The sequence below is a fragment of the Bradyrhizobium sp. HKCCYLS3013 genome, assembly GCF_051167615.1.
Lineage (GTDB): Bacteria > Pseudomonadota > Alphaproteobacteria > Rhizobiales > Xanthobacteraceae > Bradyrhizobium.
This window is the reverse complement of record NZ_JBNPTK010000004.1, coordinates 327,614-354,073: the sequence shown is the minus strand read 5'-3', so window position 1 is coordinate 354,073 and position 26,460 is coordinate 327,614. Positions and strand designations below refer to the sequence as shown.

24 protein-coding genes are annotated in these 26,460 nt (G+C 66.4%); 13 read left to right on the top strand and 11 right to left on the bottom strand.

Features of this window, described 5'->3' with window-relative positions; genetic code table 11:
• Positions 1–267: 267 nt before the first annotated feature.
• From ACQR1F_RS10620 to ACQR1F_RS10600, 5 genes are all read right to left on the bottom strand, one after another.
• Entirely contained in the window at positions 268–1,440 is a 1,173-nt protein-coding gene (locus ACQR1F_RS10620) for a M20 aminoacylase family protein (RefSeq protein ID WP_434873131.1), read from the bottom strand.
• Positions 1,441–1,633: 193 nt separating this feature from the next.
• The gene (locus ACQR1F_RS10615; protein ID WP_315801177.1) at positions 1,634–1,846 is read right to left on the bottom strand and encodes a hypothetical protein; all 213 of its coding nucleotides are present in this window, start codon (positions 1,844–1,846) and stop codon (positions 1,634–1,636) included.
• Between the two features lie 84 nt (positions 1,847–1,930).
• Positions 1,931–3,676 carry a CHAD domain-containing protein gene (locus ACQR1F_RS10610; RefSeq protein ID WP_434880720.1) on the bottom strand — a complete coding sequence of 582 codons (1,746 nt, stop codon included), beginning with the start codon at positions 3,674–3,676 and terminating at the stop codon, positions 1,931–1,933.
• Positions 3,677–3,916: 240 nt separating this feature from the next.
• Complete coding sequence (locus ACQR1F_RS10605) at positions 3,917–4,870, bottom strand: exopolysaccharide biosynthesis protein (protein WP_316183095.1); 954 nt, start codon at positions 4,868–4,870, stop codon at positions 3,917–3,919.
• 28 nt (positions 4,871–4,898) lie between these two features.
• Complete coding sequence (locus tag ACQR1F_RS10600) at positions 4,899–5,876, bottom strand: TerC family protein (RefSeq protein WP_434912983.1); 978 nt, start codon at positions 5,874–5,876, stop codon at positions 4,899–4,901.
• 573 nt (positions 5,877–6,449) lie between these two features.
• Between ACQR1F_RS10600 and ACQR1F_RS10595 the strand changes: the two genes are divergently transcribed.
• Positions 6,450–7,403 carry a lipid kinase gene (locus ACQR1F_RS10595; RefSeq protein WP_434912982.1) on the top strand — a complete coding sequence of 318 codons (954 nt, stop codon included), beginning with the start codon at positions 6,450–6,452 and terminating at the stop codon, positions 7,401–7,403.
• A gap of 67 nt (positions 7,404–7,470) precedes the next feature.
• Positions 7,471–9,318 carry an ATP-dependent zinc metalloprotease FtsH gene (gene ftsH, locus ACQR1F_RS10590; RefSeq protein WP_434912981.1) on the top strand — a complete coding sequence of 616 codons (1,848 nt, stop codon included), beginning with the start codon at positions 7,471–7,473 and terminating at the stop codon, positions 9,316–9,318.
• Between the two features lie 81 nt (positions 9,319–9,399).
• Here the strand turns inward: ftsH and ACQR1F_RS10585 are convergent, their stop codons facing one another.
• Positions 9,400–9,942 (bottom strand): cytochrome b, encoded by a 543-nt coding sequence (locus tag ACQR1F_RS10585; RefSeq protein ID WP_316183097.1) that lies wholly within the window; start codon positions 9,940–9,942, stop codon positions 9,400–9,402.
• Positions 9,943–10,217: 275 nt separating this feature from the next.
• Here ACQR1F_RS10585 and ACQR1F_RS10580 point away from each other — a divergent pair, with 275 nt between their 5' ends.
• Both ACQR1F_RS10580 and ACQR1F_RS10575 read left to right on the top strand, forming a co-directional pair.
• On the top strand, positions 10,218–12,650 hold the full coding sequence (locus ACQR1F_RS10580; protein WP_434912980.1) for a DUF2235 domain-containing protein: 2,433 nt from the start codon (positions 10,218–10,220) through the stop codon (positions 12,648–12,650).
• A 132-nt stretch (positions 12,651–12,782) separates the two neighbouring features.
• A complete protein-coding gene (locus ACQR1F_RS10575) occupies positions 12,783–13,547 on the top strand; it encodes a hypothetical protein (RefSeq protein WP_434912979.1) in 765 nt (254 codons plus the stop codon).
• Positions 13,548–13,574: 27 nt separating this feature from the next.
• On the opposite strand, the gene purB is transcribed toward ACQR1F_RS10575, so the two are convergent.
• Positions 13,575–14,882: an adenylosuccinate lyase gene (gene purB / locus ACQR1F_RS10570; protein ID WP_434886567.1), complete on the bottom strand. Its 1,308-nt coding sequence runs from the start codon at positions 14,880–14,882 to the stop codon at positions 13,575–13,577.
• A gap of 281 nt (positions 14,883–15,163) precedes the next feature.
• On the opposite strand from purB, the gene ACQR1F_RS10565 reads away from it, so the two are divergent.
• Positions 15,164–15,337 (top strand): hypothetical protein, encoded by a 174-nt coding sequence (locus tag ACQR1F_RS10565; protein WP_315801167.1) that lies wholly within the window; start codon positions 15,164–15,166, stop codon positions 15,335–15,337.
• On the top strand, positions 15,334–15,921 hold the full coding sequence (locus tag ACQR1F_RS10560) for a TetR family transcriptional regulator (RefSeq protein WP_316183102.1): 588 nt from the start codon (positions 15,334–15,336) through the stop codon (positions 15,919–15,921). The genes ACQR1F_RS10565 and ACQR1F_RS10560 overlap by 4 nt, the downstream gene beginning before the upstream one ends.
• Positions 15,922–16,006: 85 nt before the next feature.
• On the opposite strand, the gene ACQR1F_RS10555 is transcribed toward ACQR1F_RS10560, so the two are convergent.
• Together ACQR1F_RS10555 and ACQR1F_RS10550 are read right to left on the bottom strand one after the other, a co-directional pair.
• A complete protein-coding gene (locus ACQR1F_RS10555; protein WP_316183103.1) occupies positions 16,007–16,654 on the bottom strand; it encodes a response regulator transcription factor in 648 nt (215 codons plus the stop codon).
• Positions 16,655–16,664: 10 nt separating this feature from the next.
• Positions 16,665–18,023, bottom strand: a complete 1,359-nt coding sequence (locus tag ACQR1F_RS10550; protein WP_434912978.1) for a histidine kinase — start codon at positions 18,021–18,023, stop codon at positions 16,665–16,667.
• A 195-nt stretch (positions 18,024–18,218) separates the two neighbouring features.
• Between ACQR1F_RS10550 and ACQR1F_RS10545 the strand changes: the two genes are divergently transcribed.
• The 4 genes from ACQR1F_RS10545 (at position 18,219) to ACQR1F_RS10530 (ending at position 21,469) form a co-directional block, all read left to right on the top strand.
• Positions 18,219–18,998 (top strand): MotA/TolQ/ExbB proton channel family protein, encoded by a 780-nt coding sequence (locus tag ACQR1F_RS10545; RefSeq protein ID WP_316183105.1) that lies wholly within the window; start codon positions 18,219–18,221, stop codon positions 18,996–18,998.
• The gene (locus ACQR1F_RS10540; RefSeq protein ID WP_316183106.1) at positions 18,995–19,666 is read left to right on the top strand and encodes a hypothetical protein; all 672 of its coding nucleotides are present in this window, start codon (positions 18,995–18,997) and stop codon (positions 19,664–19,666) included. Before ACQR1F_RS10545 ends, ACQR1F_RS10540 begins: the two co-directional genes overlap by 4 nt.
• Positions 19,663–20,271 carry a hypothetical protein gene (locus ACQR1F_RS10535; RefSeq protein WP_316183107.1) on the top strand — a complete coding sequence of 203 codons (609 nt, stop codon included), beginning with the start codon at positions 19,663–19,665 and terminating at the stop codon, positions 20,269–20,271. Before ACQR1F_RS10540 ends, ACQR1F_RS10535 begins: the two co-directional genes overlap by 4 nt.
• A gap of 259 nt (positions 20,272–20,530) precedes the next feature.
• A complete protein-coding gene (locus ACQR1F_RS10530; protein WP_315801159.1) occupies positions 20,531–21,469 on the top strand; it encodes a S1/P1 nuclease in 939 nt (312 codons plus the stop codon).
• A 13-nt stretch (positions 21,470–21,482) separates the two neighbouring features.
• Here ACQR1F_RS10530 and ACQR1F_RS10525 read toward each other — a convergent pair whose 3' ends face one another.
• Positions 21,483–22,202 carry an SDR family oxidoreductase gene (locus ACQR1F_RS10525; protein WP_316238829.1) on the bottom strand — a complete coding sequence of 240 codons (720 nt, stop codon included), beginning with the start codon at positions 22,200–22,202 and terminating at the stop codon, positions 21,483–21,485.
• A 99-nt stretch (positions 22,203–22,301) separates the two neighbouring features.
• Between ACQR1F_RS10525 and ACQR1F_RS10520 the strand changes: the two genes are divergently transcribed.
• Positions 22,302–23,192 (top strand): LysR family transcriptional regulator, encoded by an 891-nt coding sequence (locus ACQR1F_RS10520; RefSeq protein WP_434912977.1) that lies wholly within the window; start codon positions 22,302–22,304, stop codon positions 23,190–23,192.
• Positions 23,193–23,303: 111 nt separating this feature from the next.
• Here the strand turns inward: ACQR1F_RS10520 and ACQR1F_RS10515 are convergent, their stop codons facing one another.
• Complete coding sequence (locus ACQR1F_RS10515; protein WP_434912976.1) at positions 23,304–23,534, bottom strand: hypothetical protein; 231 nt, start codon at positions 23,532–23,534, stop codon at positions 23,304–23,306.
• A gap of 619 nt (positions 23,535–24,153) precedes the next feature.
• Here ACQR1F_RS10515 and ACQR1F_RS10510 point away from each other — a divergent pair.
• Together ACQR1F_RS10510 and ACQR1F_RS10505 are read left to right on the top strand one after the other, a co-directional pair.
• On the top strand, positions 24,154–24,894 hold the full coding sequence (locus tag ACQR1F_RS10510; RefSeq protein ID WP_434912975.1) for a metallophosphoesterase family protein: 741 nt from the start codon (positions 24,154–24,156) through the stop codon (positions 24,892–24,894).
• 3 nt (positions 24,895–24,897) lie between these two features.
• On the top strand, positions 24,898–26,349 hold the full coding sequence (locus ACQR1F_RS10505) for a serine/threonine protein kinase (RefSeq protein ID WP_434912974.1): 1,452 nt from the start codon (positions 24,898–24,900) through the stop codon (positions 26,347–26,349).
• Positions 26,350–26,460: the final 111 nt, after the last annotated feature.

Here is a 26,460-nt window from a genome sequence, read left to right as displayed (position 1 = left end):
CAGTCTGGTTCGCGCACTGCGCCCCTGGATCGCTTCGCTGGCGCTCGCGATGTCGGAGCTTGGAGGGCTTCCGGTGCCCACCACCGGCGTCATTGCGAGCGAAGGAATCCAGTCTGTAGGGTGGGCAAAGGCGCGGCCGTGCTGTTTCGTCGCGTGAGATCGTGGTGGCGCCGTGCCCACCATCTCGCCGCGGAGAATGCCGCGCGACGGTGGGCACGCTGCCGCCTTCGGCGGCTGCTTTGCCCACCTTACGTTTTCGTCAGCCGATCAGTTCGCCGGCATGCTCTTCTCGACCAGCTTCACCCAGTACGACGCACCGGCGCTGAGGATGTTGTCGTTGAAGCGGTAGGCCGGATGGTGGCACTCGTTGCCGGGACCCATTCCGAGGAACACGAACGCACCGGGGCGGGCCTCCAGCATGAAGGCGAAGTCCTCGCCGCCCATCAGCGGAATGGCGCGGTCGTTGACGCGCTCCTGGCCAGCGATCTCGCGGGCGACGTCGGCGGCGAAAGCCGCCTGCGCAGGGTGGTTCATCGTCACCGGATATTTGCGCTCGTAGATCGCTTCCGCCGAGCCGCCATAGGCGCGCGCGGTGGCTTCGGTGACCTCGACGATCCGCTTCTCGACGAGATCGCGGATCTCCGGATCGAGCGTGCGCACGGTGCCGAGCATCTCGACCGTCTCGGGGATCACGTTGAAGGTGGTGCCGCCGTGAATCGAGCAGACCGAGATGACCGCGGATTTCAATGGGTCGACGTTGCGGGCGACGATCGATTGCAGCGCGTTGACGATCTGCGAGGCGATCAGGATGCTGTCGACGGCCCGGTGCGGGCCGGCGCCGCCATGTCCGCCCTTGCCGGTGACCTTGATGTGGATCGCGTCCGCCGAGGCGAGCATCGCGCCGGGCGAGATCTCGAAATGCCCTTCGGGGACGCCCGGCATGTTGTGCATGCCATAGACCTCCTGGATGCCCCAGCGCGTCATCAGGCCGTCATCGACCATCGCCTTGCCGCCTGCGCCGCCTTCCTCGGCCGGCTGGAAGATGACGATGGCGGTGCCATCGAAATTGCGGGTCTCGGCGAGATATTTCGCGGCGCCCAGCAGCATCGCGGTGTGGCCGTCATGGCCGCAGGCATGCATCAGGCCCGGAGTCTTCGAGGCGTAGGGCACGCCCGAGGTCTCCTCGATCGGCAGCGCGTCCATGTCGGCGCGCAGGCCGATGGTCTTGCCGGAGGCCGATTTGCGGCCGCGGATCACGCCGACCACGCCGGTGCGGCCGATGCCGGTCACCACCTCGTCGCAGCCGAATTCGCGCAGTTTGTCGGCGACGATGCCGGCGGTGCGATGCACCTCGTACAACAGCTCGGGATGTTCGTGGAAATCGTGGCGCCAGGCGGCCATTTCGTCGGAGAGAGCGGCAATGCTGTTGAGGATGGGCATGAGGACCGGATGACTCGCTGAAGTGGAATGGGACGCTGCAGTGATGCGGCCAGACCGGCCGGCAGCACCGCGCTGTCACCGACTATGACCCGGTCAAAAAAGCCAGGCAAGTTGCGCCCGGCCATAGTGCCATGCGCAGATGCGCGGTCATCTCGACCGACCATGCCGGTCGTTCCGGATTTCGGAACGGGAGTCAGGCGAGCGGGGCGGGGGCCGGCACGCGCGGGTATTTGTGCTCGGGCGGCACCTCCAGCCGGAAGGCCCGCAGCTTCGGCTCGTCCCACGCCGCCAATGGCGTCCCGCAGACGCCGCAGTCGAACCGGCCGGCCGAGCCGACCGCGGATGTCGATTCCGCGATCTCGTAGGCGGCACGGCAATGAGGACACGTCACGCTGGATATCTTCATGGGATCACGCTCCTACATCTCTCGCCCGGATGTCTTGAACCAGATCAATGCGGTCCATGAACCGACGTCATCGGCCTCCGGTCGTCACGCCTCCTCGGCCTCCCACGGCGTCGGCGCCTTGGTGAAGGCGCGCCACGCCTCGCGCAGTGGCTCCTCCACGCCCGCCATGGCATGCGACTGCCAGCCGGTGATCGCGGCGGCCGCGATCGCCGCGTCGGTGGAGGTGGTGCCGAGGGTCTCGATCACGCCGGCGGTGACCGCCATGTCGTTGTAGTGGCCGAGCTGCTCCTGGAAGCCGGCGAGCGTTCTCGCGTATTTCTTCGCCGATTTGCTGGCGCCGTAGAGCGGCAGCAGGAAGTCGATGCTGTAGCGCAGCTTCTTCAGCGCAAGACGCAGCCGGTGGCGGCGCTCGGCCGGCAGCTTCTTGAAGCGGCGACCGCGCTTGAGCACCTTCTGATGGCGCTCCGACAGGACGGGCCCGGCGAAATCGATCGCGGGCGCGGCGAGGCGTCGGAGATCGTCGGGGGAGACGTCGTTGCGCCAGCCGCGGGTCTCGATCCATTCGCCGAGGCCGAGCACGAAAGCGGCGCAGCGGCGCTCGGCAATCGCGATGCGCAGCGTGCGATAGGCGAGCTCGCGCCGCCGCTCGGCGAGCGCGCGAAGGGAGTCGAAGCCTGCGACCGTCGGGCAGGCCTCGGCGATCTCGGGCAGCGTATCGGTCAGGAACACGTCGAGGTCGCGCGCTGCCGAGAGGCTCTGCGCCAGCCAGCGCGCATCCGCCTCGAGGCCGTCGAGCCTCGCCGAGGTCCCGAGCGGCCGCATCAGATGCAGCGCGGCGCGCAGGCGGCGCAGCGCCACCCGCAACTGATGCACGCCTTCCGGATCGCGGCCGTCCTCCGCCGCAGGCATCGCCTGCAACAGATGATGCAGGCTGCCGCGCAGGACGATCGCAAAGCTCTCGTCCAGCGACACCGCTGGATCGAGGCACGGCTTGCGCGGCTTCTCGGCGCCGGGAGCCTTGCCCGTGGCGAGATCGAAACCGCGCGCCGACTTGCTGCGGATCGAAGGCCGGATCGCTCCGTGATCGCCGATGCGCTGTGCGATCTCGTAGATGGCGGCGGGGTTGCCGCTCTTGAGCTCCAGCTCGATCTCGCTCACGATCTCGCTGTGCTCGGCGGCCTTGATGACGCCGCTGTCGAACGCGATCTCGATGGTCGCGCCGGGCACGTCGAGCATGCGCGCATGGCGATGCACGTCGGCCGTGAACACCGCTTCGAGCGTTGCATCGGCCAGCGTCGCGCGCAGCTCCTCCGGCAGCAGCGCGGCCGCCAGCGCCGGATCGGGCGCCAGCGAAGATACATTCGCCTCCCATTCGCCGCGCTTGAGCGGATCGTCGCAGTGCTGCGCCTTCACGGTCTGCACGAAGCGCGAGCCGCTCTGGCGCACCCGCAAGGTGAAGCCGTTCTTCCACAGCGTGCGCTTCGGCGTGTCGTAGTAGACCGAGGTCAGATGCTTGCGCGAGCCCTTGTTGCGCGCATGCGCGATGACGACCGGCGCGTTGTTGAAGCCGGCGAGCTGATCGGGTGGGACGAGAAGCTTCAGCTCGATCTCGTGGCCGCTGCCGGCCGCCGGATCCGGCAAGGACGGCGCTGCGGCGTCCACGCTGGGCGCCGTGGCATCACCCTGCGTGACCGCATGATCGGCAAGGTGCTGCGCAGTCAAGCTGTCGGCGGCGCCGCCGGGATCGCTGCTCGCCGACTCGCCACCCTCCCGCACGCCGACCGCATGGCCATCGCCGTGGATCGACGCCGGTGCGTTCGAATCGGGCATGTGTCGATTCTGTAACCGTTTAGTGACAGTCATCTCTCGTATAGCTGCAGCCGGCACAAAGGGACAGTGGCATTTCTCGCAGGGCGTCGATGATACGCGACGCGTCGGCGCTTACCGGTCGCATTTTTTGTTGCCGCTTCAATGACAAGTGCTCGCGCTTGCGCGGACAGGCGCTCACGGAGATATGTCCGTCGCAGCCGCAATGCACCGTCGCGCGGCCGCGCTGCCACAGCGGGAACTTCAGATCGAGCCGGTGAGCATGAAGCGCGTGGCGACGAAGACGGCGGCTGCGGTGGTCGCAATGCTCGCGGCGGCCACGAGGCCGCGGCCGCGACGCGCCAGCGCGCGGGAGCGCTCGCGGGGATCCTGCGCCGGATCGTAGGATGCGCGCCGGCTGCGGCGGTGGCGCACCGCCTGCACCCAGAGGGCCAGCGCGGCGATGCCGGTTGCCACTGCAAACACGGTTGTCACGCCGGCGGCAAAGCCGAGATCGACACCGATGCTTTCCAGCATGGCCCGCAGTTGCACCGCAAGCCGTGCCAGGAGAGTTGCGGCATAATCGGCCGCCGCGGCGCCGGTGTAGAGCAGAACGGCCGTCCAGACCACGGCGGCCATTGCAATCAGGATCGACACCAGCACCGCGAGGCCGTCGCCGGCCATGAAGCCGATCGAGGCGGCGATCAGCGCCAGCGCCGGCATCACGTTGCCCATCGGGATCGGCAGGATGATGGTGACGGCCATCAGCAGCAGCGGCAGCGCGAGCAGCATCCGCGCCGGCCGGCCGGTCAGCCAGACCAGCCGGTCCTCGCGCAGGCCGCGTTCGGCATAGCCCGCCCAGTCCAGCCCGGCGCGGATGATCTTGCGCAGCAGCCGCTGCGGCACCGGCCGGCGGCGCAACTGCTCGGGCAGCCACAGCCGCTCGGCGCCGAACAGGATCTGCAACGCGACCAGCGCGACAAACGTGCCGAACACCATGCCGAACGGGCCAGGCAACGGGATCAGCGCCGGCAGGGTCAGCAGCAGCAGGGTCAGGCCGAGACCTTCCGACTCCAGCCGGTCGAACAACTCGCCGATCGACGGCTCCTCGGACCGCACCGTGCGGGCGATCGCGAGCAGCCGGCGGCTGATCGGCCCGTTGTGACGGCGCGGCGCCGAGGAGTCCTCATCGTCGGATGTGACATCATTCATTGCCACGCAGCAACCTCATGTCCTCTGACCTGCCTCACTTCATCGGCTCGACCGCAGGCCGCGTCTTCCACAGCGAGTAGGCGATGCCCGCGCCGAGCAGACCGAAGGTGATGCCGAGCGAAATGGCGGGCGGAAACTTCTCGAGCCCGAGCAGGTCGGCCAGGAAGATCTTCGACCCGATGAAGATCAGCACCGCCGCCAGCGCCAGCTTGAGATATTGGAAGCGATCGACCATCGCGGCGAGCGCGAAATAGAGCGCGCGCAGGCCGAGGATCGCGAAGATGTTCGAGGTGTAGACCACGAACGGGTCGGTCGAGATCGCGAAGATCGCGGGCACCGAGTCGACCGCGAAGATGACGTCGGCGAACTCGATCAGGATCAGCGCCAGGAACAGCGGCGTCATGAACCAGGTCGGCTTGCCGCGCGCGTCGTGCTGGCGCACGAAGAAGCGCTCCTCGTGCAGGCGGTCGGTGACGTCGAAGCGGCGGCGCATCCAGGCCAGCGCCGGATTGGCGCCGACGTCGTGCGGCTTGTCCTTGAACACCAGCATCTTGACGCCGGTCGCGACCAGGAACAGCGCGAACAGATACAGCACCCAGCTCGCCTGGGCGACGATCGCGGCGCCGAGGCCGATCATGATCGCGCGCAGCACGATCACGCCGACGATGCCCCAGAACAGCACGCGGTGCTGATAGGCGCGCGGGATCGCGAAATAGCTGAAGATCATGGCGATGACGAAGACGTTGTCCATCGCCAGCGCCTTCTCGATCGTGAAGGCGGTGAGATAGGCGGTGCCGGCCTCGGCGCCGAGCTGCCACCACACCCAGGCGCCGAAGGCCAGGGCGAGCATGATGTAGACGGCGCTCATGACGAGGCTCTCGCGGACCGAGATCTCGCGCGTCTTGCGATGGAGGATGCCGAGGTCGAAGACGAGGAGGGCGAGCACGATTGCGAGGAAGGCGAGCCACATCCAGACGGGCTTGCCGGCAAACGCGATGAACAGGAATTCCACGACGGGTCCTCTTAATCAGGCCGGTGAGATTGATGTCAGGTCCGACATCGTGAGCGCACCGGCAGCTTCACCAGAGGGGCCCGGACCAGGGGTAGGCGACGGACGTGGGTGTGTGCCGATTGGTTTTCAAGAGCCCGCGGTTTTCAAGAGCCCGCGGTTTGCGTCAACGTTCAGCAAGATGAACGGCGAGGTGCGACAGAGTGTCTGCCACCCCGGCAGGCGTCTTGCAGGCGGGCGTCGGTCAACTAATTCCAGAGGACCGGAGATCCGGGCCCCTCTGATAGTCCCCGGGACTATGATGTCGGACTCTCTTTCATGACCGATACCGCTGACGGTATTGCGCGCTTTGGAGCGCGGAGGAGTTTGACGAGATGCGGCCACACGCGTCGCTTGTAGCTATCGGCCCTCGCGGCTCTCGCCCCCCACTTCACCATCCCGACAATCGTCATCCGCATGCCTTCCGGAATCCTCCGATTGGGGCCGGGATCGTGATGGAACCGGAGTGCCTGCTCGCCACTTTGTATGGAACCCGCGCGCCGAGGCGCGCTGGCATCTTGTGTACGGGAGACAATCGTGACCACGGGGGGTGACCAGGTATCGATCGCGAAGGCGCCGCCGTCGCGCCCCGCCGTGGCAACGCGCCGCCTCCTGATGATCATCAACCGCGGCAGCCGCTCCGGCGGTGAGGCGGCCGGCATTGCCGTGTCGCGGCTGAGCGCGGCCGGCTATGATCTCGTGATCTCGGCACCGCATAGTCCGCGCGAGGTGGCGCCGTGGATCGAGGCCCATGCCGACGACGCGGAGGCGGTCGTCGTCGCCGGGGGAGACGGCAGCCTGAACGCGGCTGCGCCGGCGCTGGTCAGGACCGGCCTGCCGCTCGGCATCATTCCGGCCGGCACCGCCAACGACCTTGCCCGTACGCTCGGCCTGCCCCAGGAGATGGAGGCCGCGGTCGACGTGATCGCCGCCGGCCATCGCCGCCGGATCGATCTCGGCGAGGTCAACGGCCATCCGTTCTTCAACGTCGCCAGCCTCGGCCTGAGCGCCGAGCTCGCGCGTCAACTGACCAAGGAGACCAAGCGCAGGTTCGGTCGGCTCGGCTATGCGGTCACGGCGCTGAAGGTGCTGACCAATGCACGGCCGTTCCGCGCGATGATCGTGTCGTCCGACGGCGCGGTGCGCGTCAAGACGCTGCAGATCGCGGTCGGCAATGGCCGCTACTACGGCGGCGGCATGGCGGTCGACCACCGTGCCGAGATCGACGATTCCCACCTCGATCTCTATTCGCTGGAGATCGGCCGCGTCTGGAAGCTCTTGGCGATGGCCTATGACTTCCGCAGGGGCCGCCACGGCCTGTGGCAGGAGGTGCGCGCATCGCGCGACACATCATTCGAGATCCGCACCCGGCGGCCGCGCCCGATCAATGCCGACGGCGAGCTCGTCACCTTCACGCCGGCGCGCTTCTCCGTGCTGCCGCGCGCGGTGGCGGTGTTCGTGCCCAAGGCCGCAGCGCAGGACCGCACCTGAGGGCGGCGCCGGATGATCCGCAGGTTTGCGGCCGCCCGTTTTCGACTGATCACCGATCGAGAGACCCATGACCAAGCAGACCCGCTTCAATCTCTGGTACGCTGTTGTCGCGATCTTCGTCGCGATGATGATCCACAATGCGTGGACGAGCTATCGCCAGGTCGCCGTCATTCCCTACAGCCAATTCCAGGATCTGCTCAACGCCGGCAAGGTGAAGGAGGTCGGCGTCTCCGAGAACTATCTGGAAGGCACGCTGAAGGAGCCGCTGCCGAGCGGGCAGACGCGCTTCGCGACCACCCGCGTCGACCAGGAGTTCGCCAAGGAGCTCGCCAAGGCCAATGTCACCTTCACCGGCCGGGTCGAGAGCAACATCCTCGGCGACATCCTTTCGCTGGTGATGCCGATCGCGCTGTTCTTCGGCGTCTGGTACTGGCTCTCGCGGCGGATGATGGGCGGCGCTGGCGGGCTCGGCGGCGGCCTGATGCAGATCGGCAAGAGCAAGGCCAAGGTCTATGTCGAGGCCAACACCGGCGTCCGCTTCGAGGACGTCGCCGGCGTCGACGAGGCCAAGGACGAGCTGCGCGAGATCGTGTCCTTCCTGAAGGATCCGAAATCCTATGGCCGGCTCGGCGGCCGCATGCCCAAGGGCGTGCTGCTGGTCGGCCCGCCCGGCACCGGCAAGACCTTGCTCGCCAAGGCGGTCGCGGGCGAGGCCGGCGTGCCGTTCTTCTCGATCTCGGGCTCCGAATTCGTCGAGATGTTCGTCGGCGTCGGCGCGGCGCGCGTGCGCGACCTGTTCGAGCAGGCGCGCGCCAAGGCGCCGGCGATCATCTTCATCGACGAGCTCGATGCGCTCGGACGCGCCCGTGGCATGGGCCCGTTCGCGGGCGGCCATGACGAGAAGGAGCAGACCCTCAACCAGCTCCTGGTCGAGCTCGACGGCTTCGATTCCTCCACCGGCCTCGTGCTGCTCGCGGCGACCAACCGGCCGGAGATTCTCGATCCGGCGCTGCTGCGCGCCGGCCGCTTCGACCGCCAGGTGCTGGTCGACCGTCCCGACAAGCCGGGCCGCATCCAGATCCTCAACGTGCATCTGAAGAAGGCGAAGCTCGCCGCCGACGTCGATCCGGAGAAGGTGGCGGCGCTGACGCCGGGCTTCACCGGCGCCGATCTCGCCAACCTCGTCAACGAGGCCACCTTGCTGGCGACGCGGCGTGGCGCCAATGAAGTCTCGCTCGACGATTTCAACAACGCGATCGAGCGCATCGTCGCAGGGCTCGAGAAGCGCAACCGGCTGCTCAATCCGAAGGAGCGCGAGATCGTCGCCTATCACGAGATGGGGCATGCGATCGTGGCGATGAGCCTGCCGGGCACCGATCCCGTGCACAAGGTCTCGATCATTCCGCGCGGCGTCGGCGCGCTCGGCTACACCATCCAGCGTCCGACCGAGGACCGCTTCCTGATGACGCGCGAGGAGCTCGAGAACAAGATGGCGGTGCTGCTCGGCGGCCGCGCCGCGGAGCTCGTGGTCTACGGCCATCTGTCGACGGGCGCCGCGGACGACCTCCGCCGCGTCACCGACATCGCCCGCTCGATGGTGACGCGCTACGGCATGTCGGAGCAGTTGGGCTCGGTCGCCTATGAGCGCGACAACCAGTCGTTCCTGGCGCCGGGCGCCTCGCGCAGCGCCGACTATGGCGAGGCGGCCGGCGACGCGATCGACGCCGAGGTGCGTACCATCGTGACCGCAGCGCTCGAGCGCACCCGCAAGCTGCTGCAGGACAAGCGCGACGTCCTGGAGCGCGCCGCGCGCCGGCTGCTGGTCAAGGAGACGCTCGATGAGAGCGAATTGGCCGCGCTGCTGAAGCAGGACCAGCGCGCCGGCGATCTCGTCGTGGCAGCGAAGCCGATCTAATGGGTCTCCTGCTCGTCGGTCGATCGATGAGCATGACGGGCGAGAGTGATCATTCTACGACGAGATGCGACGCGCCTACGCTCACCGCCGCGGCCACATCCGGGCCAAGGTCTCGTCCTTCTTGACGAACGCGTGCCAGAGCGTGGCCGCGATGTGCAGGCCGACCACGAGATAGACCAGATAGGCCAGCGTATCGTGCGTGACCTCGCCGGCATGGGCGATCGCCTTGTCGCCGGCGAACAGCCGCGGCCAGCTGAAGGTTCCGAAATAACGCAGCGAATAGCCGCCGGCCGACGAGAACATGTAGCCGGTCACCGGCATCACCAGCAGCACGGCATAGAGCGCCCAGTGATTGAGCTGCGACAGCGCGCGGACAACCGGACCGAACGCCGCGGGTGCGGGCGGGGCGCTGGTGCGGGCCCGCACGATCAGCCGGGCGATCGCCAGCAGAAACAGCGTGATGCCGAGCGACTTGTGGATTTCCAGGAGCTCGCGCCGTGGCGACGTCCCCGCCGGCTGCAGCCCGCAATACAGGCCGATCAGCATGGCCGCGATGAAGAGCAGGGCGGTGGCCCAGTGAATCCATCGCAGCAGGGGATCATAGGCGGTCGTCGTCTCGATCATATCCGGGTCTCGCACGCGCAAAGGAGCGGCCTGCATAAGACCACGCTGGCGCGATGTCGAAGGATCAGAGGTCGACGTCCTCTCGCACGACAACTGGATGAGGGTCTCTCTCGATCATTTCTGGGTGATGCGAGCTGCGCGGAGACGGTCGCTGCTGCGATCCCGAGAGCAATCTGACAGGCCGAGCAGCCCAAGTCGCTCGCGCGGGGATTGCGCCTTGCTTTTATTACAATTGGGTCCCAAGCTCCGCTCCGGCATTCTGGTCGGGGGGCCTCATGTCCAACTCTGCTGCGAGAAACATCGTGCTGCTGTCGGATGGGACCGGCAACAGTGCCAAGGCCTTGTTCAAGACGAATGTCTGGCGGCTGTTCCAACTGCTCGATCTGCGCGATCCCAGCCGGCAGATCGCGTTCTACGACGACGGCGTCGGCACCTCGTCGTTCAAGCTGTTCGCGGCGCTCGGCGGCATCTTTGGCTTCGGCCTGAAGCGCAACGTCATTGCGCTCTATAGCTTCTGCTGCCGCAACTACCGGCCTGGCGATCGCATCTACTGCTTCGGCTTCAGCCGCGGCGCTTTCACGATCCGCATCGTGGCGGCGATGATCGCGGGGCAGGGGCTCGTTCCCTACAACAACAATGACGCTGATCTGGCACGGTTCGCCGCCGATGCCTATCGCCGCTACCGCCGGCGCTACAACAGCGGCATCCTCCGCTATCTCGGCAGGATCGGCCTCGATCTCCGCGGGATCCGCGATTGGGGAATCCGCAAGCTGCGCAGCTGGCGTAACCTGCCCCCCGAGCCGCCGCCCATTCAGGTGGAGAGCATCCATTTCGTCGGCATCTGGGACACGGTCGACGCCTATGGCGGTCCGATCGAGGAGATGACCCGTGCCATCGATTATTGGATCTGGCCGCTGTCGATGCCAGACCAATTCATGAGCTCGAAGGTCCATCGCGCCTGCCATGCGCTCGCGATCGAGGAGGAGCGCGATGCGTTCCGCCCGGTGATCTGGGACGAGCGCTACGTGTGGGGGCGTGACGAGGCGGTGCCCGGCCGGAGTGACAAGAAGGACTGGCTGTTCGGCATCGATCACGATCCACGCAGCGAGGCCGCGAAACGCGCCGACCCGCCGCCGCATCTGCGCACCGATCTGCCGGCCAGTGACCGCGAGCGCATCAGCCAGGTGTGGTTCACCGGCGTGCACTCCGACATCGGCGGCGGCTATCCGCAGGATGGTCTGTCCTATGTGACGCTCGACTGGATGCTGGACCGGGCTCAGGCCTATGGCCTGGTCTATCTCGAGGAGCGGCGCAGCCTGCTCTACGACCCAGAGATCGATCCGCTCGATAAGCTCAACGACTCCCGCAAGGGGCTTGCGGCCTACTACCGCTATAAGCCGCGCAATCTGCGCGAGATCTACGACGCGCCGCCGTACAAGCTCTCGCTGCGTTACGATATCAGGCGCATGAAATGGCTGCTGCATTCGCCGTTCAAGCCGCAGACGGAGCTTCTGGCCGGCGATCTGCATCCGAGCCTGCCACAGCCGCCGTTGCCGCCGGTGAAGCCTGTCATCCACCACACCGTGTTCGAACGCATCCGGTCGGGCACCGATCATTATGCACCGGTCGTCGTGCCGGCCAGCTACCGCGTGACCGACGACTCGGGCACATCAGTCGATGGTCTGCATCCGTGCGATCAGGGATGCGCGCGGATACGTGTCCAGGATGATGTCTGGAGTTGGGTGTGGCTGCGCCGCGTGGTCTATTTCACGACCATGTTCGCGCTGCTGTTCGTCGCGGCGATCCCTTATTTCGTCATCTACTGGCCGCGATTCCTCTACGTACCGCTGCACGTGGTGGGCGATCCGGTGGTCAACGCGGCCGCTGCGTTCCTGCCAAAGTTTCTCGATCCCTGGTTCGTCGCATTCCGGGATTCCCCAGGGTTCCTGCTGATCGGAGTAGCCGTGGCCTTCGGCCTGACGGCGTGGGGCACCTCCCTGCAGCGAACGATCCGCGACGCCGCACGCATCGCCTGGAACGATCCGTCACGGCACACGCGGGTGACCGGCTGGCGCGCGACCGTCTATTCGCTGCGTCGCCAGGGCTGGTATGTTGCCGGTTTCTATCTGCTCAAAACGTGGATATTCCCGTTCGCCATCATGTTCTGGCTGTTCTGGTGGCTGGGGTTCGGCGCGGCCAATACGGCCGGGCTGTTCTGCAAGGAGACGTTGAGGCCGACCGAGGTCGAGCAGACAGAGATCGGCGCATACCCTGGTGGAAGCATTCGGCCAGTGTTCGAGACGCGGCACCATTGCTATCCGACGGCGCTGACCGTGGCGCAGGGCGAGACCTATCAGATCGTGCTCGACGTCGGGGAGGCATGGAGCGACGGCGGCATCCCTGCGACTCCGGCCGGCTTCGGTTACGGCACCTGGACCCAGCTACCCGGGATACCATTCAAGCGTCTGATCTGGTCGAACTGGTTCGCGCCGATCGTGCGGGTGGGGAGCACGGGGCTCGAGGAGCATCTCCCGGCTTTCCAGCAGGAAACGCCCGGCAGCCGCCGCTGGACAGCCAGGTTCACGGCCCGCAGCGATGGGGAGGTGTTCGTCTATGTCAACGACACGTCCATCCTGTTTCCTTGGCTGTTGTATCGATTCTACTTCAACAACAAGGGTAGTGCGATCGTCTCGTTGAAGAAACTGTAGCTGCGCGCGCCGCCAGGTCTGGCATCGCCACGTCGAGCGTGACGACGTCGCGCTGCGGATGTGTGCGGCACGGACTGGCGTCGGCGCGGGGACAGAGTAGGATGCAGGCAAAGGTCGCCTGCGAGGAGTGCCATGACCCGACGAAGCTGGACCGGATGGATCGCAAGCCTGGCGCTCACCGCCGTCACGCTCGCCGGCGCCAGCGCGGATGCCGCCGAGCGAACGATGTCCTGGGACAGCGGCTGCCGTTTCACGGTCCGGTTTGATCCCGCCAAGCAGGACGAGATTCGGCTGCGCAATACCGTGCATCTGCTGTTCGGCCCGTCCGATTTCGAGTCCCCCGGCACGCTGCCGGCGTTCGAGCCGAAGGCGGTCGCCGCGCTCGACCCCGATAAGATCGATCGCGCCTGCAAGGCTGCGCTCGACGTCGCCGCCCGGCTGGAGTTCATCGCGCTGCCCGGCGTCGACGACTATCGCCGCGCCAGGGTGGCGGAGCTGAAGGACAGCTGCGATTTCGAGCTGGCACAGACCCGCGGCTTCAAGACGCCCTCGGCATTGCGCGACTATCAGCCTGCCGCCGCCTGCGCACGCTTCGTCGACGCGATCGCGGGCAAGACCGACCTGCAGCAGATGTTTCGCCAGACCGTCGCGCAGGGCTGCGCCAACAACGCCAGCCCGCAGGCCTGCAACGCCCGCTATTCTGCCGAAGCCCAGAAGGTGGACGGGCAGGAGCGCATGCGGATCTACCTCGTCAATTTCGGCTGGACCAATTGCGCTGTCAACTACAACCTCCGCAACACCGGCGCCAAGAAGATGGAGGCGATGCGGAGCGCGCTCGAGACTCAGTTTCGGAAGATGTTCAAGGTCAAGCAGGACAAGTGCGAGGAGGCGGACTGACGCGACGTCCGCCTGCCCGACACGGGATCACGCCTCCCCGAACACGCGCTTGAAGATCGTGTCGACGTGCTTGAGGTGGTAGCCGAGGTCGAACTGCTCGTCGATCTCGGCATCTGTGAGATACTTCTTCACCTCGGCATCGGCCTTGAGCAAGGTGCGGAAGTCGCCTTCGCCGCGCCAGACCGGCATCGCGTTGCGCTGGACGAGCTTGTAGGAGTCCTCGCGGCTCGCCCCCTTCTGGGTCAGCGCGATCAGCACGCGCTGCGAGTGCACGAGGCCGCCGAGCTTGTCGAGGTTCTTCTCCATGTTGGCCGGGTAGACCAGCAGCTTCTCGATCAGGCCGGCGAGGCGCATCAGCGCAAAGTCGAGCGTGACGGTGGCGTCGGGGCCGATCATGCGCTCGACGGAGGAGTGCGAGATGTCGCGCTCGTGCCACAGCACGACGTTCTCCATCGCCGGGGTCACATAGGCGCGCACCATGCGGGCGAGGCCGGTAAGGTTCTCCGACAGCACCGGGTTGCGCTTGTGCGGCATCGCCGACGAGCCCTTCTGGCCCTCCGAGAAGAACTCCTCGGCTTCGAGCACCTCGGTGCGCTGCAGATGGCGCACTTCGGTCGCCAGGCGCTCCACGGACGAAGCGATGACGCCGAGGGTCGCAAAGAACATCGCGTGGCGGTCGCGCGGAATCACCTGGGTGGAGATCGGCTCTGGCGACAGGCCCATCGCCTTGGCGACGTGCTCTTCCACCCGCGGATCGATCTGGGCGAAGGTGCCGACGGCGCCGGAAATCGCGCAGGTCGCGACCTCCTTGCGGGCGGCGACCAGGCGCTCGCGCGCGCGAGAGAATTCGGCATAGGCATAAGCGAGCTTGAGGCCGAACGTGACCGGCTCGGCATGGATGCCGTGCGAGCGGCCGATGGTCGGCGTCATCTTGTGCTCGAAGGCGCGCGTCTTCAGCGCCGCCAGCACGCGGTCGAGATCGGCGAGCAGCAGGTCGGCGGCGCGGGTGAGCTGGACGTTGAGGCAGGTGTCGAGCACGTCGGAGGAGGTCATGCCCTGGTGCACGAAACGCGCCTCGGGGCCGACGATCTCGGCGAGATGGGTCAGGAAGGCGATGACGTCGTGCTTGGTCTCGCGCTCGATCTCATCGATGCGGGCGACGTCGAAGGTGGCGTCCTTGGCTTTGGCCCAGATCGTCTTGGCGGCGTCCTTCGGGATCGTGCCGAGCTCGGCCAGGGCGTCCGCCGCATGCGCCTCGATCTCGAACCAGATCTTGAACCGGGTCTGCGGCTCCCAGATCGAGGCCATTTCGGGACGGGAATAGCGGGGGATCATCGACGGCGCTCCGAGGCGGGAGGGAAGGTGGGCGGGACCAAGCGTCCGCGCCGACATTTTACGCCGCGCTTTACCAGAGCGGCCGGATCGACACAAACGGCGGTCTTTCCGGCGAGCTGGCGGCTCAATTCAAGACTATAATACCATTTCTCAAAAATCGTGCTGACAGATATTGAAATCTGTCAGCGCGATGATGTATATCGATTGTGCCACCGTGCTTAAGACCAACCTGCACTGTCTGACCTTGGGTTCAGCGGTTTCAACTGCGAAGGACCGCTTCGATGAAGATTGAAAAGCGATTGTTGCACTCACAATTTCAGGACTGGCTGAATCTCCAGGTCGCGCGTCACCTGGAGGCCCAGGCCGCCAAGTTCCGCGCGCCGTCGTCCGCCGATCGGGCTGAGACGATCCAGATCAAGGCGCATACGTCCGACGCCGATATGGTGCACGCATGAATGAGGCCGTGGTTCTGACATCCGAGCGCATCCTCGAAGTCACCGAGGATGTGTTGCGCCGGTACGGGCTCGCCAAAGCGACGGTCGTCGACGTCGCGAGAGCGCTCGATGTCAGCCACGGCTCCGTTTATCGTCACTTTCCCAGCAAGGCCTCGCTGCGCGAGGCGGTTGCCAAGCGCTGGCTCGAGCGGGTCAGCGCGCCGCTGGCGCAGATCGCGGCGGAGCCGGGCCCCGCGCCGGCGAAGCTGGAGCGCTGGCTGCGCGAGCTGTTCGGCGCCAAGCAGAAGCGGGTCTGCGAAGATCCGGAGATGTTCGCGACCTATCTCACCCTGGCGCGCGAGGCGTGCTCGGTGGTCAAGGCGCACAAGCAGAACCTGATCGCCCAGGTCGAGGGCATGATCGCGGAGGGCGTCGCGCAGGGCGCGTTCGACGTCGCCGATCCAAAAGTTGCGGCCGCCGCGATCTTCGATGCGACGAGAAGTTTTCATCATCCGGCCCATGCCGACGAGTGGAGCGAGTGCACCTGCTCGGCCCGAGCCGATGCGGTGCTGACGTTGTTGTTGCGCGGGCTTGCGGCGCGTTAGCCAAGCGTAGCCCGCATGAGCGTAGCGACATGCGGGTTCAGACGCGGAGTGCGTGAGACCCCGGATATCGTTGCGCTCATCCGGACTACAAATCCGTCAGCCCGCTGGTGACCGCCAGCCGCACGAGCTGCGCATCGGTCTGCAGTCCGGTCTTGGCCTTCACCAGATAATGATAGTTCTGCACCGTCTTGACGCTGAGGTGCAGGTTCGCGGCGATCTGCTCGGTGGTCAGGCCCGAGGCGAACTGGCGCAGGATCTCGATCTCGCGTTCGCCCAACCGGTCCAGCACGGTCTGCTGCGGATCGAGGCTGTCGGCGGCCAGCACATGGGCGACGTCGTCGCTGAGCGCGCGCCCGCCGCTGATCACCATGCGGATGGCGCGGACCAGCGCCGACGGCTCGCTGCTCTTGGTAACGAAGCCGCCGGCCCCGGCGGCGAACGCTGCCTTCACCAGCGGCGCCTCGCCATGCATCGAGAACACCAGGATGCAGGCGCGATTGTCGCGGGCACGGATGTTGCGGATCGCCTCCAGCCCGCTGGCGCCCTTCATCGAGATGTCGAGCACGACCACGTCGGGCGCATGCGCCTTGAACGCGGCATAGGCCGCCGCGGCGCTGTCGGCCTCGGCGATGACGCGAAATCCCTCCTGGCTCTCCAGCACGCGGCGATAGCCTTGGCGGACCACCGGGTGGTCGTCGACCAGCAGGATCGAAATGCCTGTGCGCTCGGGCATCCGCGTTATCTCAGGCGGCCAGTGGAATTGTCGCGGAGACGCTGAGCCCGCGCGCGGCCGGGCCGATCGACAGCGAACCGCCGACGGCGGCGATGCGCTCGCGGATTCCGGTCAGGCCGAAGCCGCGCGATTGCGCCAGCAACGTCGCATCGCCGCCGCCGTCGTCCTCGACCGAGATCACGAGCGCGCTCTCCGGACCCTGACGGCGCTCGACCCGCAACGACACCTCGCTCGCGCTGGTGTGGCGGAGCGCATTGGTCAGGCATTCCTGCGCCATGCGATAGGCGGTGACCGCGACCGGGCCCTGGATGTCGGCGAGATCGCCGTGCAGGTCGAGCCGGATCGCGGGTCGCGCGGCATGCTGATAGTTCTCGGTCAGCGCGATCAGGCCTGCGGCGAGGCCGAGCTCTTCGGTGAGCGGACGGCGCAGCCGGCTCAAGGTGCCGCGCAGGCAGGCCATCAAGTGGGATACGGACTGCGTGATCATGCGCGCATCCTGCGCCACCTGATCGTTGCGGCCGTTGCCGGCGCTCTCGATCGTCGAGGCAAAGGCAAGGATCGCCGTGAGGTTCTGCCCGAACTCGTCGTGCAGCTCGCGCGCCAGGGCACGCCGCTCCTCGTCGCGGATGTCGAGCAGGCGCTCGGTCAGCGCCGCGCGCTGCTCGTTGGCCTGGGACAGCCGGTCGCCGAGCTCGCCGACGGCGCGGCCGATCATCGCGAGCTCCATCGAGCGGAAGCGCGGCAGTGCGGGGCGGTGATCGCCCTCTGCCATCCGCTGCAGCGCCTGGACGATGCTGCGCGCCGGCGCCAGCGCATGGGCGATCGCCAGCGAGGCCAGCACGCCGATCGCGGCCGCCATCGCCAGCGCCACGCCAAAGCTGTCCCGGATGCGCAGCCAGGCGAGCTGGATCGCCGCATCGGGATCGGCGATCGCCGAAACGGTTCCCGCGGTGGTGGAGCGCGCGCTGATCGGCTGCGCGACTGCCGCGTGATCGCCGAGGACGGCTTCCACCGCGCCCGAGAACCAGCGCGGCGGCGCGGCGCCGAGGCCCTTGCTCTGGCCGCACAGCGGCTTTTCGAAGGCGGCCTCGGGCTTGAGCTGCACGCAGATGCCGGGCGCGATCAGCTTCATGGTCTCGGTCGTGCGCCAGTCGGGCAGCGGCAGCAGCCGCTCGCGCGACCGGTTGCCGCGCAGCAGCAGCTCGCGCCAATACAGCGCCTCCAGCGCCTGCGAGACCCGGTCGGCCGATGCCGCGGTGGCGCGGTCGACGCTGCGATAGGCGTCGACGGTGACCCATACGGCCGCGGCGGCCAGACACAGCAGCACGATCAGCGCGAGGCGCGCAATGAGCTGGAGCACGAGACGCATGCGATCCTCTCCACGGCTTTTGCCGCAGCGTAACAATGGGCTGCTGCTCCGCCAAGTAAATGCACTGCAGCAAGCCGCAGGTTGGGAAATTTTCCCGAGCGCCTCGAGGCAGATGTCTTTGGACGCTGTTCCGCCGCTCTGCTTAACTCCCTCTGCGAAGCGCCGAACGAAACGGCGCGCATCGGGAGGTCTTGCATGAGCGTGATCAGCAGTGCCGATCGGGTGGAACCTGCGCGCGATAGCGCCGAGCGCGGGCCGCTGCTGCTCTGGATGATCTTCACCGGCCTCACGATATTCGCCGCCGTGGTGCTCGCCCGCTACGGCTATTTCCACCTGATGGTCGCCTCAGACCGCACCTACATCTCCAGCGTCATCGCCGTGCTCTACGTCGTGACCTGCTGCCATTGCTTCTGGCGCACCAGAGCGATCGCGCGCGAAGCGGATGCAGCGCGGCGCTGCCGCGCCGTGCTGATCGGGCCCGATGCGGCGCGCGCGCTCGAACCTGATGCTCAGTTGCTTCCCAAAGGGCTCGTCACCAACCACATCCGCAGCCTCGTCACCAAGGCGCAAACGCAAGGGGCAGGGCGTCTTGACCAGACCTTGCTGCTGCGGACGCTCGCCGACCGCCTGCGCGGCTCCAACGGCTTCGGCGGCTTCGCCTCGGACACGCTGATGAAGCTCGGCCTGCTCGGCACCATCATCGGCTTCATCATCATGCTGGCGCCGATTGCCGGTCTCGACATCAACGACAAGCTGGCGATGAAGTCCTCGATGGGATTGATGAGCGACGGCATGGCCGTGGCGATGTACACGACGCTCGCCGGCCTCGTCGGCTCGATCCTGGTGCGCATCCAGTACTACATGCTGGATGCGGCAACCGGGCGCGTGTTCTCGGACGCGGTCATGCTCACCGAGACGCGGGTGACACCGCGGCTCGAGCGCGCGATGGATCGCGCGCCGGAGCAGGACGCATGATGGACGATTTCGGACTCTATCCGCGCGAGGAGCAGTTCGACCCGTTCAGCGTGATGCTGTTCAAGGCGTTGCAGATCGTCGCATTCTTCTTCTTCATCGCGGTGCTCGCGATCTCGCCGGACGCCAAGGACGGCAAGGTGGACAGCAAGGCCGAGTTCCTGATCACGATGGACTGGCCGGACAACCATCCCGACGATCTCGATTTGTTCGTGCAGGACCCCGTCGGCAACATCGCCTGGTACCGGCATCGCGAGGCCGGCTTCCTCACCCTCGATCGCGACGACCGCGGCGGCGCCAACGATTTCATCCTGGTCAACGGCCTGAAGATCCCGTCGCCGATCCGCGAGGAGATCGTCACGATCAGAGGCATCGTCGCCGGCGAATACACCGTCAACATCTCGCATTTCCAGAACGTCAGCGGCGCGCCGGTCGAGGCCACCGTGAAGGTGCAGAAGCTCAACCCGACCGCGCAGGTGATCTTCGACGACAAGGTCGTGCTCGACCATTCCGGCGACGAGAAGACCGCGCTGCGATTCAAGCTCAATGCGGAAGGCAAGGTGATCGACGTCCAGCGGCGGCCGAAATCGCTGCTGGAGACGTTCCGGAATGTCCGCGCCAACGGCGCCGACCTCGATCCCAAGACCGGCGTCAGGATGATCAGGCGATGATGAGCAATCTGCAGACCGTCATCGTCACGCTGTCCGTGTGCTATGCGCTGATCGGCGCGCTGCTCTTGCTGGTGCTGGTCTATGCAAGGCTGCCGTGGCAGGTGAAGGCGGTCGCAGTGATCGTCACCAGCGCGTTCTATGTCGGCAGCTTCGTCGGCGCCCGCGGCCTGCTCGGCTGGGCCAGCGTCGACCGGCTGCCGCGGAGCTTCAAGGTGCTGCAGGTGCGGATCGTCGATCCGCACTCCGTCGAGGGCGATCCCGGCGCGGTCTATCTGTGGGTCGAGGCGCTGGACGACGACAACCGTCCGAGCGGCGTGCCGCGCGCCTATCGCATTCCCTACAGCGACACACTTGCCGACAAGGCCCAGCACGCCGCCGACCAGATCGCGGCCGGTCATCCGCAGGGCGGTCGCGCCGCTGATTTCGGCACCGGCGACGGCGGCGTCATCGACGCCGCGCGCGAATACATTCTGCCGAAGACCATCATCGAGACCGCCGGCGGCGATCCCTCCACCGGCGAGTTCAAGGCCGCCAAGAACGCCGGCGACGGCGTCTCGTTCACGCCACTTCTGCCGCCGCGCATGCCGCCGAAGGACGAGCAGTGAACGGGGCGACGCGGAAGAGCCTCCCAGCGGAGAGTCGATAACTCGCCACCGTCATTGCGAGGAGCGAAGCGACGAAGCAATCCAGGGTCCAGTTCGCAGCCCTGGATGCTTCGCTGCGCTCGCAATGACGGCGGAAAATGACCGCGGCGCAAGCGGTGAAATTGCCAACTTTCTCCATTCAGGCTAGGCTCAGGATCGTCTAGTAATCCAGCCGAACGCGCGTTTCATTTGTTGATTGAATCTCGAGGGGGGCTTCGCGATGCGTAAGCTGATGATTGCGTTTTTGGCCCTGATGTTGTGGCCGGCCGGACCGGCTCTGGCCTGGTGGGACGAGGGCCACATGCAGATCGCCTATCTGGCCTACAAGAAGCTGTCCCCGGCGACGCGGGACCGGGCCGATGCGCTGCTCAAGCTCAATCCCGACTACGCCAGCTGGGTTGCCGGCGCGCCTGCGGGACAGGAGAAGCTATACGCTTTCGTGCATGCGGCGACCTGGCCGGACGACATCAAGATGAAGCCGGACTATTACGACGATCAGGTGACGGATTCGACGGCGAAGCAGCTGGTGCCGTACGGCCACCTCAAGCATCAGTACTGGCACTACAAGGACGCGCTGTTCTCGGCCGACGACACGCCGCTGCCGCGCCCTGATGCTGTGGATGCGGTGTCGCAGCTCAAGCTGATGATCGCCAAGCTGCCGGCGAACACCGACGCCTCGGAGCCGCTGCGTTCGTACAGCCTCAGCTGGAGCATCCACCTCGTCGGCGATCTGCACCAGCCGCTGCACGCCATCGCCCGCTATTCGTCCGCGCTTCCCGACAAAGGCGGCGACCGCGGCGGCAATGAGGAGCAGGTGATCGCCGCCAACGGCGAGACGCAGAATCTGCACGCCTATTGGGACGGCATCTTCGGCGGCTATTCGACCGTGTTCGGCGCGATCTTCGACGCCGACCAGCGCGGAGGCCTGTCGACCGTCACGCCCGACGCCGGCAAGGCGCAGATCATCGACCCCGCGGTGTGGGCGCAAGAGAGCTTCGATCTCGCCAAGACGGTGGCCTATGCCTCTCCCGTTCGCACGGACAAGCAGCCGGTCGAATTGACCCGCGAGTACGAGACCAACGCCCGCGACCTTGCCCGCAAGCAGGCCGCGCTCGCCGCTGCGCGGCTCGCCAACCTTCTCGAGGTGGTGTTGCGGTAGAGCCGCCTGCGCCTCACGGCGCCCGCGTCGGACGAACGACGATCTCGTTGACGTCGACATCGTCGGGTTGCTGGATGGCATAGCGCACGGCGCGGCCGATCGCGTCCGGCTGCAGGGCAATCGCGCGGTAGCTGCGCATCATCTCGGCTGCGGTCTCGTCCGTGATGGTGCTGGCGAGTTCGCTCTCGACCACGCCCGGATGGATGCAGGTGACGCGCAGCTTCTCATTCTCCTGCCGGAGCCCGTCCGAGATCGCCCGCACGGCGTGCTTGGTCGCGCAGTAGATTGCGGCGGTCGGCACGACCTGCAGAGCGCCGATCGAGGCGATGTTGATGATGTGTCCGGAGCCGCGGGCCAGCATGCCGGGCAACACCGCCGCGATGCCGTTCAGCACGCCCTTGATGTTGACGTCGACCATGCGATCCCACTCGTCGACCTTCATCGAGGCCATCGGCGAGAGCGGCATGATGCCGGCATTGTTGATCATGACGTCCACGTGCCCCCACATCGCGCGCGCAGCCTCGGCAAAGGCCGCGACATCGGCGCGGTTGGTCACATCCAGCGCCCGAACCTCGGCGGTTTGGCCGGCCGCGTGCAGCTCGGCGGCGAGCGCCTCGAGCCGATCCAGGCGGCGCGCGCCCAGCAGCAGCCGCGCGCCCGTGGCGGCCAGCTCTCGTGCTATCCCCGCGCCAATGCCGCTCGACGCCCCAGTAATCAGGATGACTTTGTCCATGTTCAACTCCCGTCGGTTGGTGACGGGCGGAAGCTAGGTTGCCGGCATTGTCACGACAATTTGCCCAATGCTTGCCTCGGTGGTAAGCGCATCTAACCAATGCGGATCGACAAGAACATGATCGAGCTGTTCGTGGCGGTGGCCGAGGCCGGGAGCTTCCGCCTTGCCGCGGACCGGCTGGGCGTGACGCGGTCTGCCGTCAGCCAAGCCATGGGCAGGCTGGAGGACCATCTCGGGATTTCCCTGGTCAGCCGGACGACCCGCAGCTTCAGCCTGACCGAGGCGGGACGCCGTTTCTATGCGGACGTCGCGCCGGCGATCGGCGCGCTGAATGCCGCTGCCGAGCAGATCGGCGACAAGGCCGGGCCGCCGTCCGGCCTGCTGCGGCTGGCCGTGTCCTCCATCGCCGAACGCTTCCTCTCCGGGCCCTTGCTGGCCTCGTTCATGCAAACCTGTCCCGCGATCGAACTGGACATCACCATCACCGACGACACCTTCGACATCGTCGCCGAGCACTACGACGCGGGGGTACGCCTCGGAGAAGTCATCGCGCAGGACATGATCGCTGTCCCGGTGTCCGGAGATCAGAGGCAGCTGGCCTTCGCCGCACCGAGCTATCTGGAAGCGCACGGCGCGCCGGCGCACCCGAGCGATCTGATTCATCATGCCTGCATCGGCTGGCGGCCCGCGCCGCTGGTCGCGCCCTATCGCTGGGAGTTCACCGAAGCGGGCAGGGACTTCAATGTCGAGGTGAAGCCCAGCCTGACGACCAACGACATGTCGTTGATGATCCGCACCGCATGCGCGGGCGGCGGCATCACCTTCGGCATGGAGGAGACGTTCCAGCCCTACGTCGCGCGTGGCGAACTGGTGCCGCTGCTCGAAAGCTTTTCCGCGCCGTTTGCCGGATTCTACCTGTACTTTCCAAGGCGCCGGAACCTGGCGCCCAAGCTCCGCGCGCTCATCGACCATGCGAGGCGGGGACTATGACAGCAGCGAGGTCTTCATCATCGTGTAGCCCGGAAGAGCGAAAGCGATATCCGGGTTCACCGACAGAGCGCGTGAGACACTCGACTGCCGCTTCCGGCGTGGGCGCACGGACTACGACTCCTCCTCCTCAAAGAGGTCGGGTTCGCCAATCCAATTGATGACGATCTGCTTGGCAACCTGCTTGTGTCCCCAAGGAGATGTCAGCCCGACATCATAAATATGCAGGTGATTTCTGTTTTGCGTCTTAAGTCTAGTCAATTGATCTATCAACACATCGACGCCCTCGGTATCGACCATCAGATCGACACCACCAAGTACTTCGTTCCAAACAGCGATAATCATCGGTTATTCCGGAGCGTGAGACGCGGGAACGGATTTCGCCGTGTAGCAAGCGCCATCCAAGAAATCTATTTCGCTTTTTCAGAAGTCATGCTATACGCTATCATCCCGTCCCGAGCAGAGGGGCGTAGCGCGCGATCGTCACGACACGTGGGGCGGGGAAGCGATGGACGCTGGGCTAGCGTGAGACGAGCGCTTGGCCTGCGGACGTGAAGTCGTGTCGTCCTGGCCTCCCGGTGCCGAGGTCAAGCTGACGCCAGCGCTCGCGCGCTGCGTCAATGACGGGGTCAACAAGCCGGTCCCCGGGGAGATCACGATATAAGCGTTAAAACCGTCGCGCGGGGAATGCCGGATGTTCGGCTGAACCTGTGGTGACTGCCGCCTGCTTTTTTTCTGCAGGCGGGCCATGGGTGAGGCCTTCACCCGGCATTCCCCGCGCCCTCTCGCTCGTTCGATGGGGCACAGCGATCGCACAGCTCGGGCGAGGTCCGCCGCGAGAACGCGACGTCGTGACGCCGATGGATCGGCCGCGCCGAAAAACTCCTAGCTCCGATCCGCCTGGTTTGATGTTGCTCAAATTCCGTGCGAAGCCCACTTGTACGGTGGAACCGGGAGGACACGGGTGCTGCTGGCGATTTTCACCGATATCCATGCCAATCGGCAGGCCTTTGCGGCGTGCCTGGAGGTGGCGCGTGCGCGTGGCGCGGATCGTCTCATCTGCCTCGGCGACATCGTCGGCTATGGCGCCGATCCGGAATGGTCGGTCGACACGGTCATGGCGATCGTCGCCGAGGGCGGGCTGGCGGTGCGCGGCAACCACGACAATGCCGTCTCGGTCGCGAGCGAGACCATGAATGCCGAGGCGCAGGCGGCGATGGAGTGGACGCGCGGCCGGCTCAGCGCCGAGCAGCGCCGCTTTCTCGCCGAACTGCCGATGAGCATCGGTGACGACGACCGGTTGTTCGTGCATGCGGAGGCGTCCAGCCCGCCGCGCTGGCGCTATGTCCAGTCGTCGGCCGATGCCGCGCGCAGCATGATCGCGACCGAGGCGCAGGTGACGTTCTGCGGCCACATCCACCGTCCGGCGCTGTACTCGATGTCCGCCACCGCCAAGATGACGAGCTTTACCCCGACCGCCAACATGCCCATTCAGCTGTTGCGCGGCCGGCAATGGCTGGCCGTGGTCGGCTCGGTCGGCCAGCCGCGCGACGGTGATCCGGCCGCGTCGTTCGTGACCTTCGACACCAAGACCCGCGAGCTGACCTATTGCCGCGTGCCCTATGACGTCGAGGCGGCGGCGCAGCGCATTCGCGACAACGGCCTGCCGCCCTGGCTGGCGCAGCGGCTCTCGATGGGGCGCTAGAGCATGACGAAATCAAAGCTCAAGCCGGGCGTCGTGATCGACGGCTTCACGGTCGGCGAGTGCGTGCATTCCGGCGGCATGGCGACGTTGTGGAGCGTCACCCATCCGGACATTGACCGGCCCATCCTGATGAAGGTGCCGCGCGTCTCCGAGGGCGAGGATCCCGCGGCGATCGTCAGCTTCGAGATGGAGCAGATGATCCTGCCAAAACTATCGGGACCGCACGTGCCGGCCTGTTTCGGCACCGGCGATTTCGCCACCCAGGCCTATGTGGTGATCGAGCAGATCCCGGGCGAGACACTGTACAAGCGGCTGCCCGAGCTACCGCTGGCCTACGAGGAGGCGCGGGTGCTGGTCGCGAAGATCGCGACCGCGCTCGCCGATATTCACCGGCAGCACGTCATCCATCACGACATCAAGCCCTCCAGCATCATGTTCAGGCCGACGGGGGAGGCGGTGCTGATCGACTACGGCCTGTCCTGCCACAAGCACTTGCCGGATCTCTTGCAGGAGGAGTTCCGCCTGCCTTACGGCACCGCGCCCTACATGGCGCCCGAGCGCATGATGGGCACGCGCAGCGATCCGCGCAGCGACATCTTTTCGCTCGGCGTGCTGCTCTACTTCTTCACCACCGGCGTACGGCCGTTCGGCGAGACCGAGACGTTGCGGGGCATGCGCCGGCGGCTCTGGCGCGATCCCTATCCGCCGCGGCAATTGAAGCCGGACTATCCACCGTGGCTGCAGGAGATCGTGCTGCGCTGCCTGGAGATCGAGCCGGTCTGGCGCTACCCGACCGCGGCGCAGCTTGCCTTCGATCTCGGCCATCCCGACCAGGTCAAGCTCACGGCGCGCGCGGAGAAGGTCAAGCGCGACCCGATCACCACGGTGTGGCGCCGCCGCTTCAACCGCGGCCTGGTGCAGCCGGAACAGAAAGCATCCGATGTCGCGGTGCAGATCGCCTCCAGTCCGATCGTGGCGGTCGCGATCGACACCGCGGAAGGCGGCGAGGAGCTCAACGGCGCGCTGCGGCTCACCGCGCAGCGCATCCTCGCGACCTTGCCTGCGGCGCGGCTCGCCTGCGTCAACGTGCTGAAGCTCGGGCGCCTCACCATCGACCGCACCCTGGACGAGGAGGGCAACAACAAGCACATCGACCGCATGGTCGCGCTGAAGCACTGGGCGACGCCGCTCAAGCTCGACGCCAGCCGGCTGACGGTGCATGTGCTGGAGGCCGTCGATCCGGCCGCCACCATCATCGAGTTCGCCGAGGCCAACCAGGTCGACCACATCATCATCGGCGCGAGGCGCGATTCGGTGCTGCGTTCGCTGCTCGGCAGCGTCTCGGCGAAGGTCGCCGCGGAGGCGGGCTGCACCGTCACGGTGGTCCGCACGCGCGCTGCCGCGCGGGAGATGGACGACGACGATGTGCCGGCGAAGGTCGGGTCGGGCGGATGAGGAGGCAACTCCTCATGGTGAGGAGCGCCGCAGGCGCGTCTCGAACCATGAGGCCCGGTCCGGGGCCTCGCCCTTCGAGACGCCCGCCTCTGGCGGGCTCCTCAGGGTGAG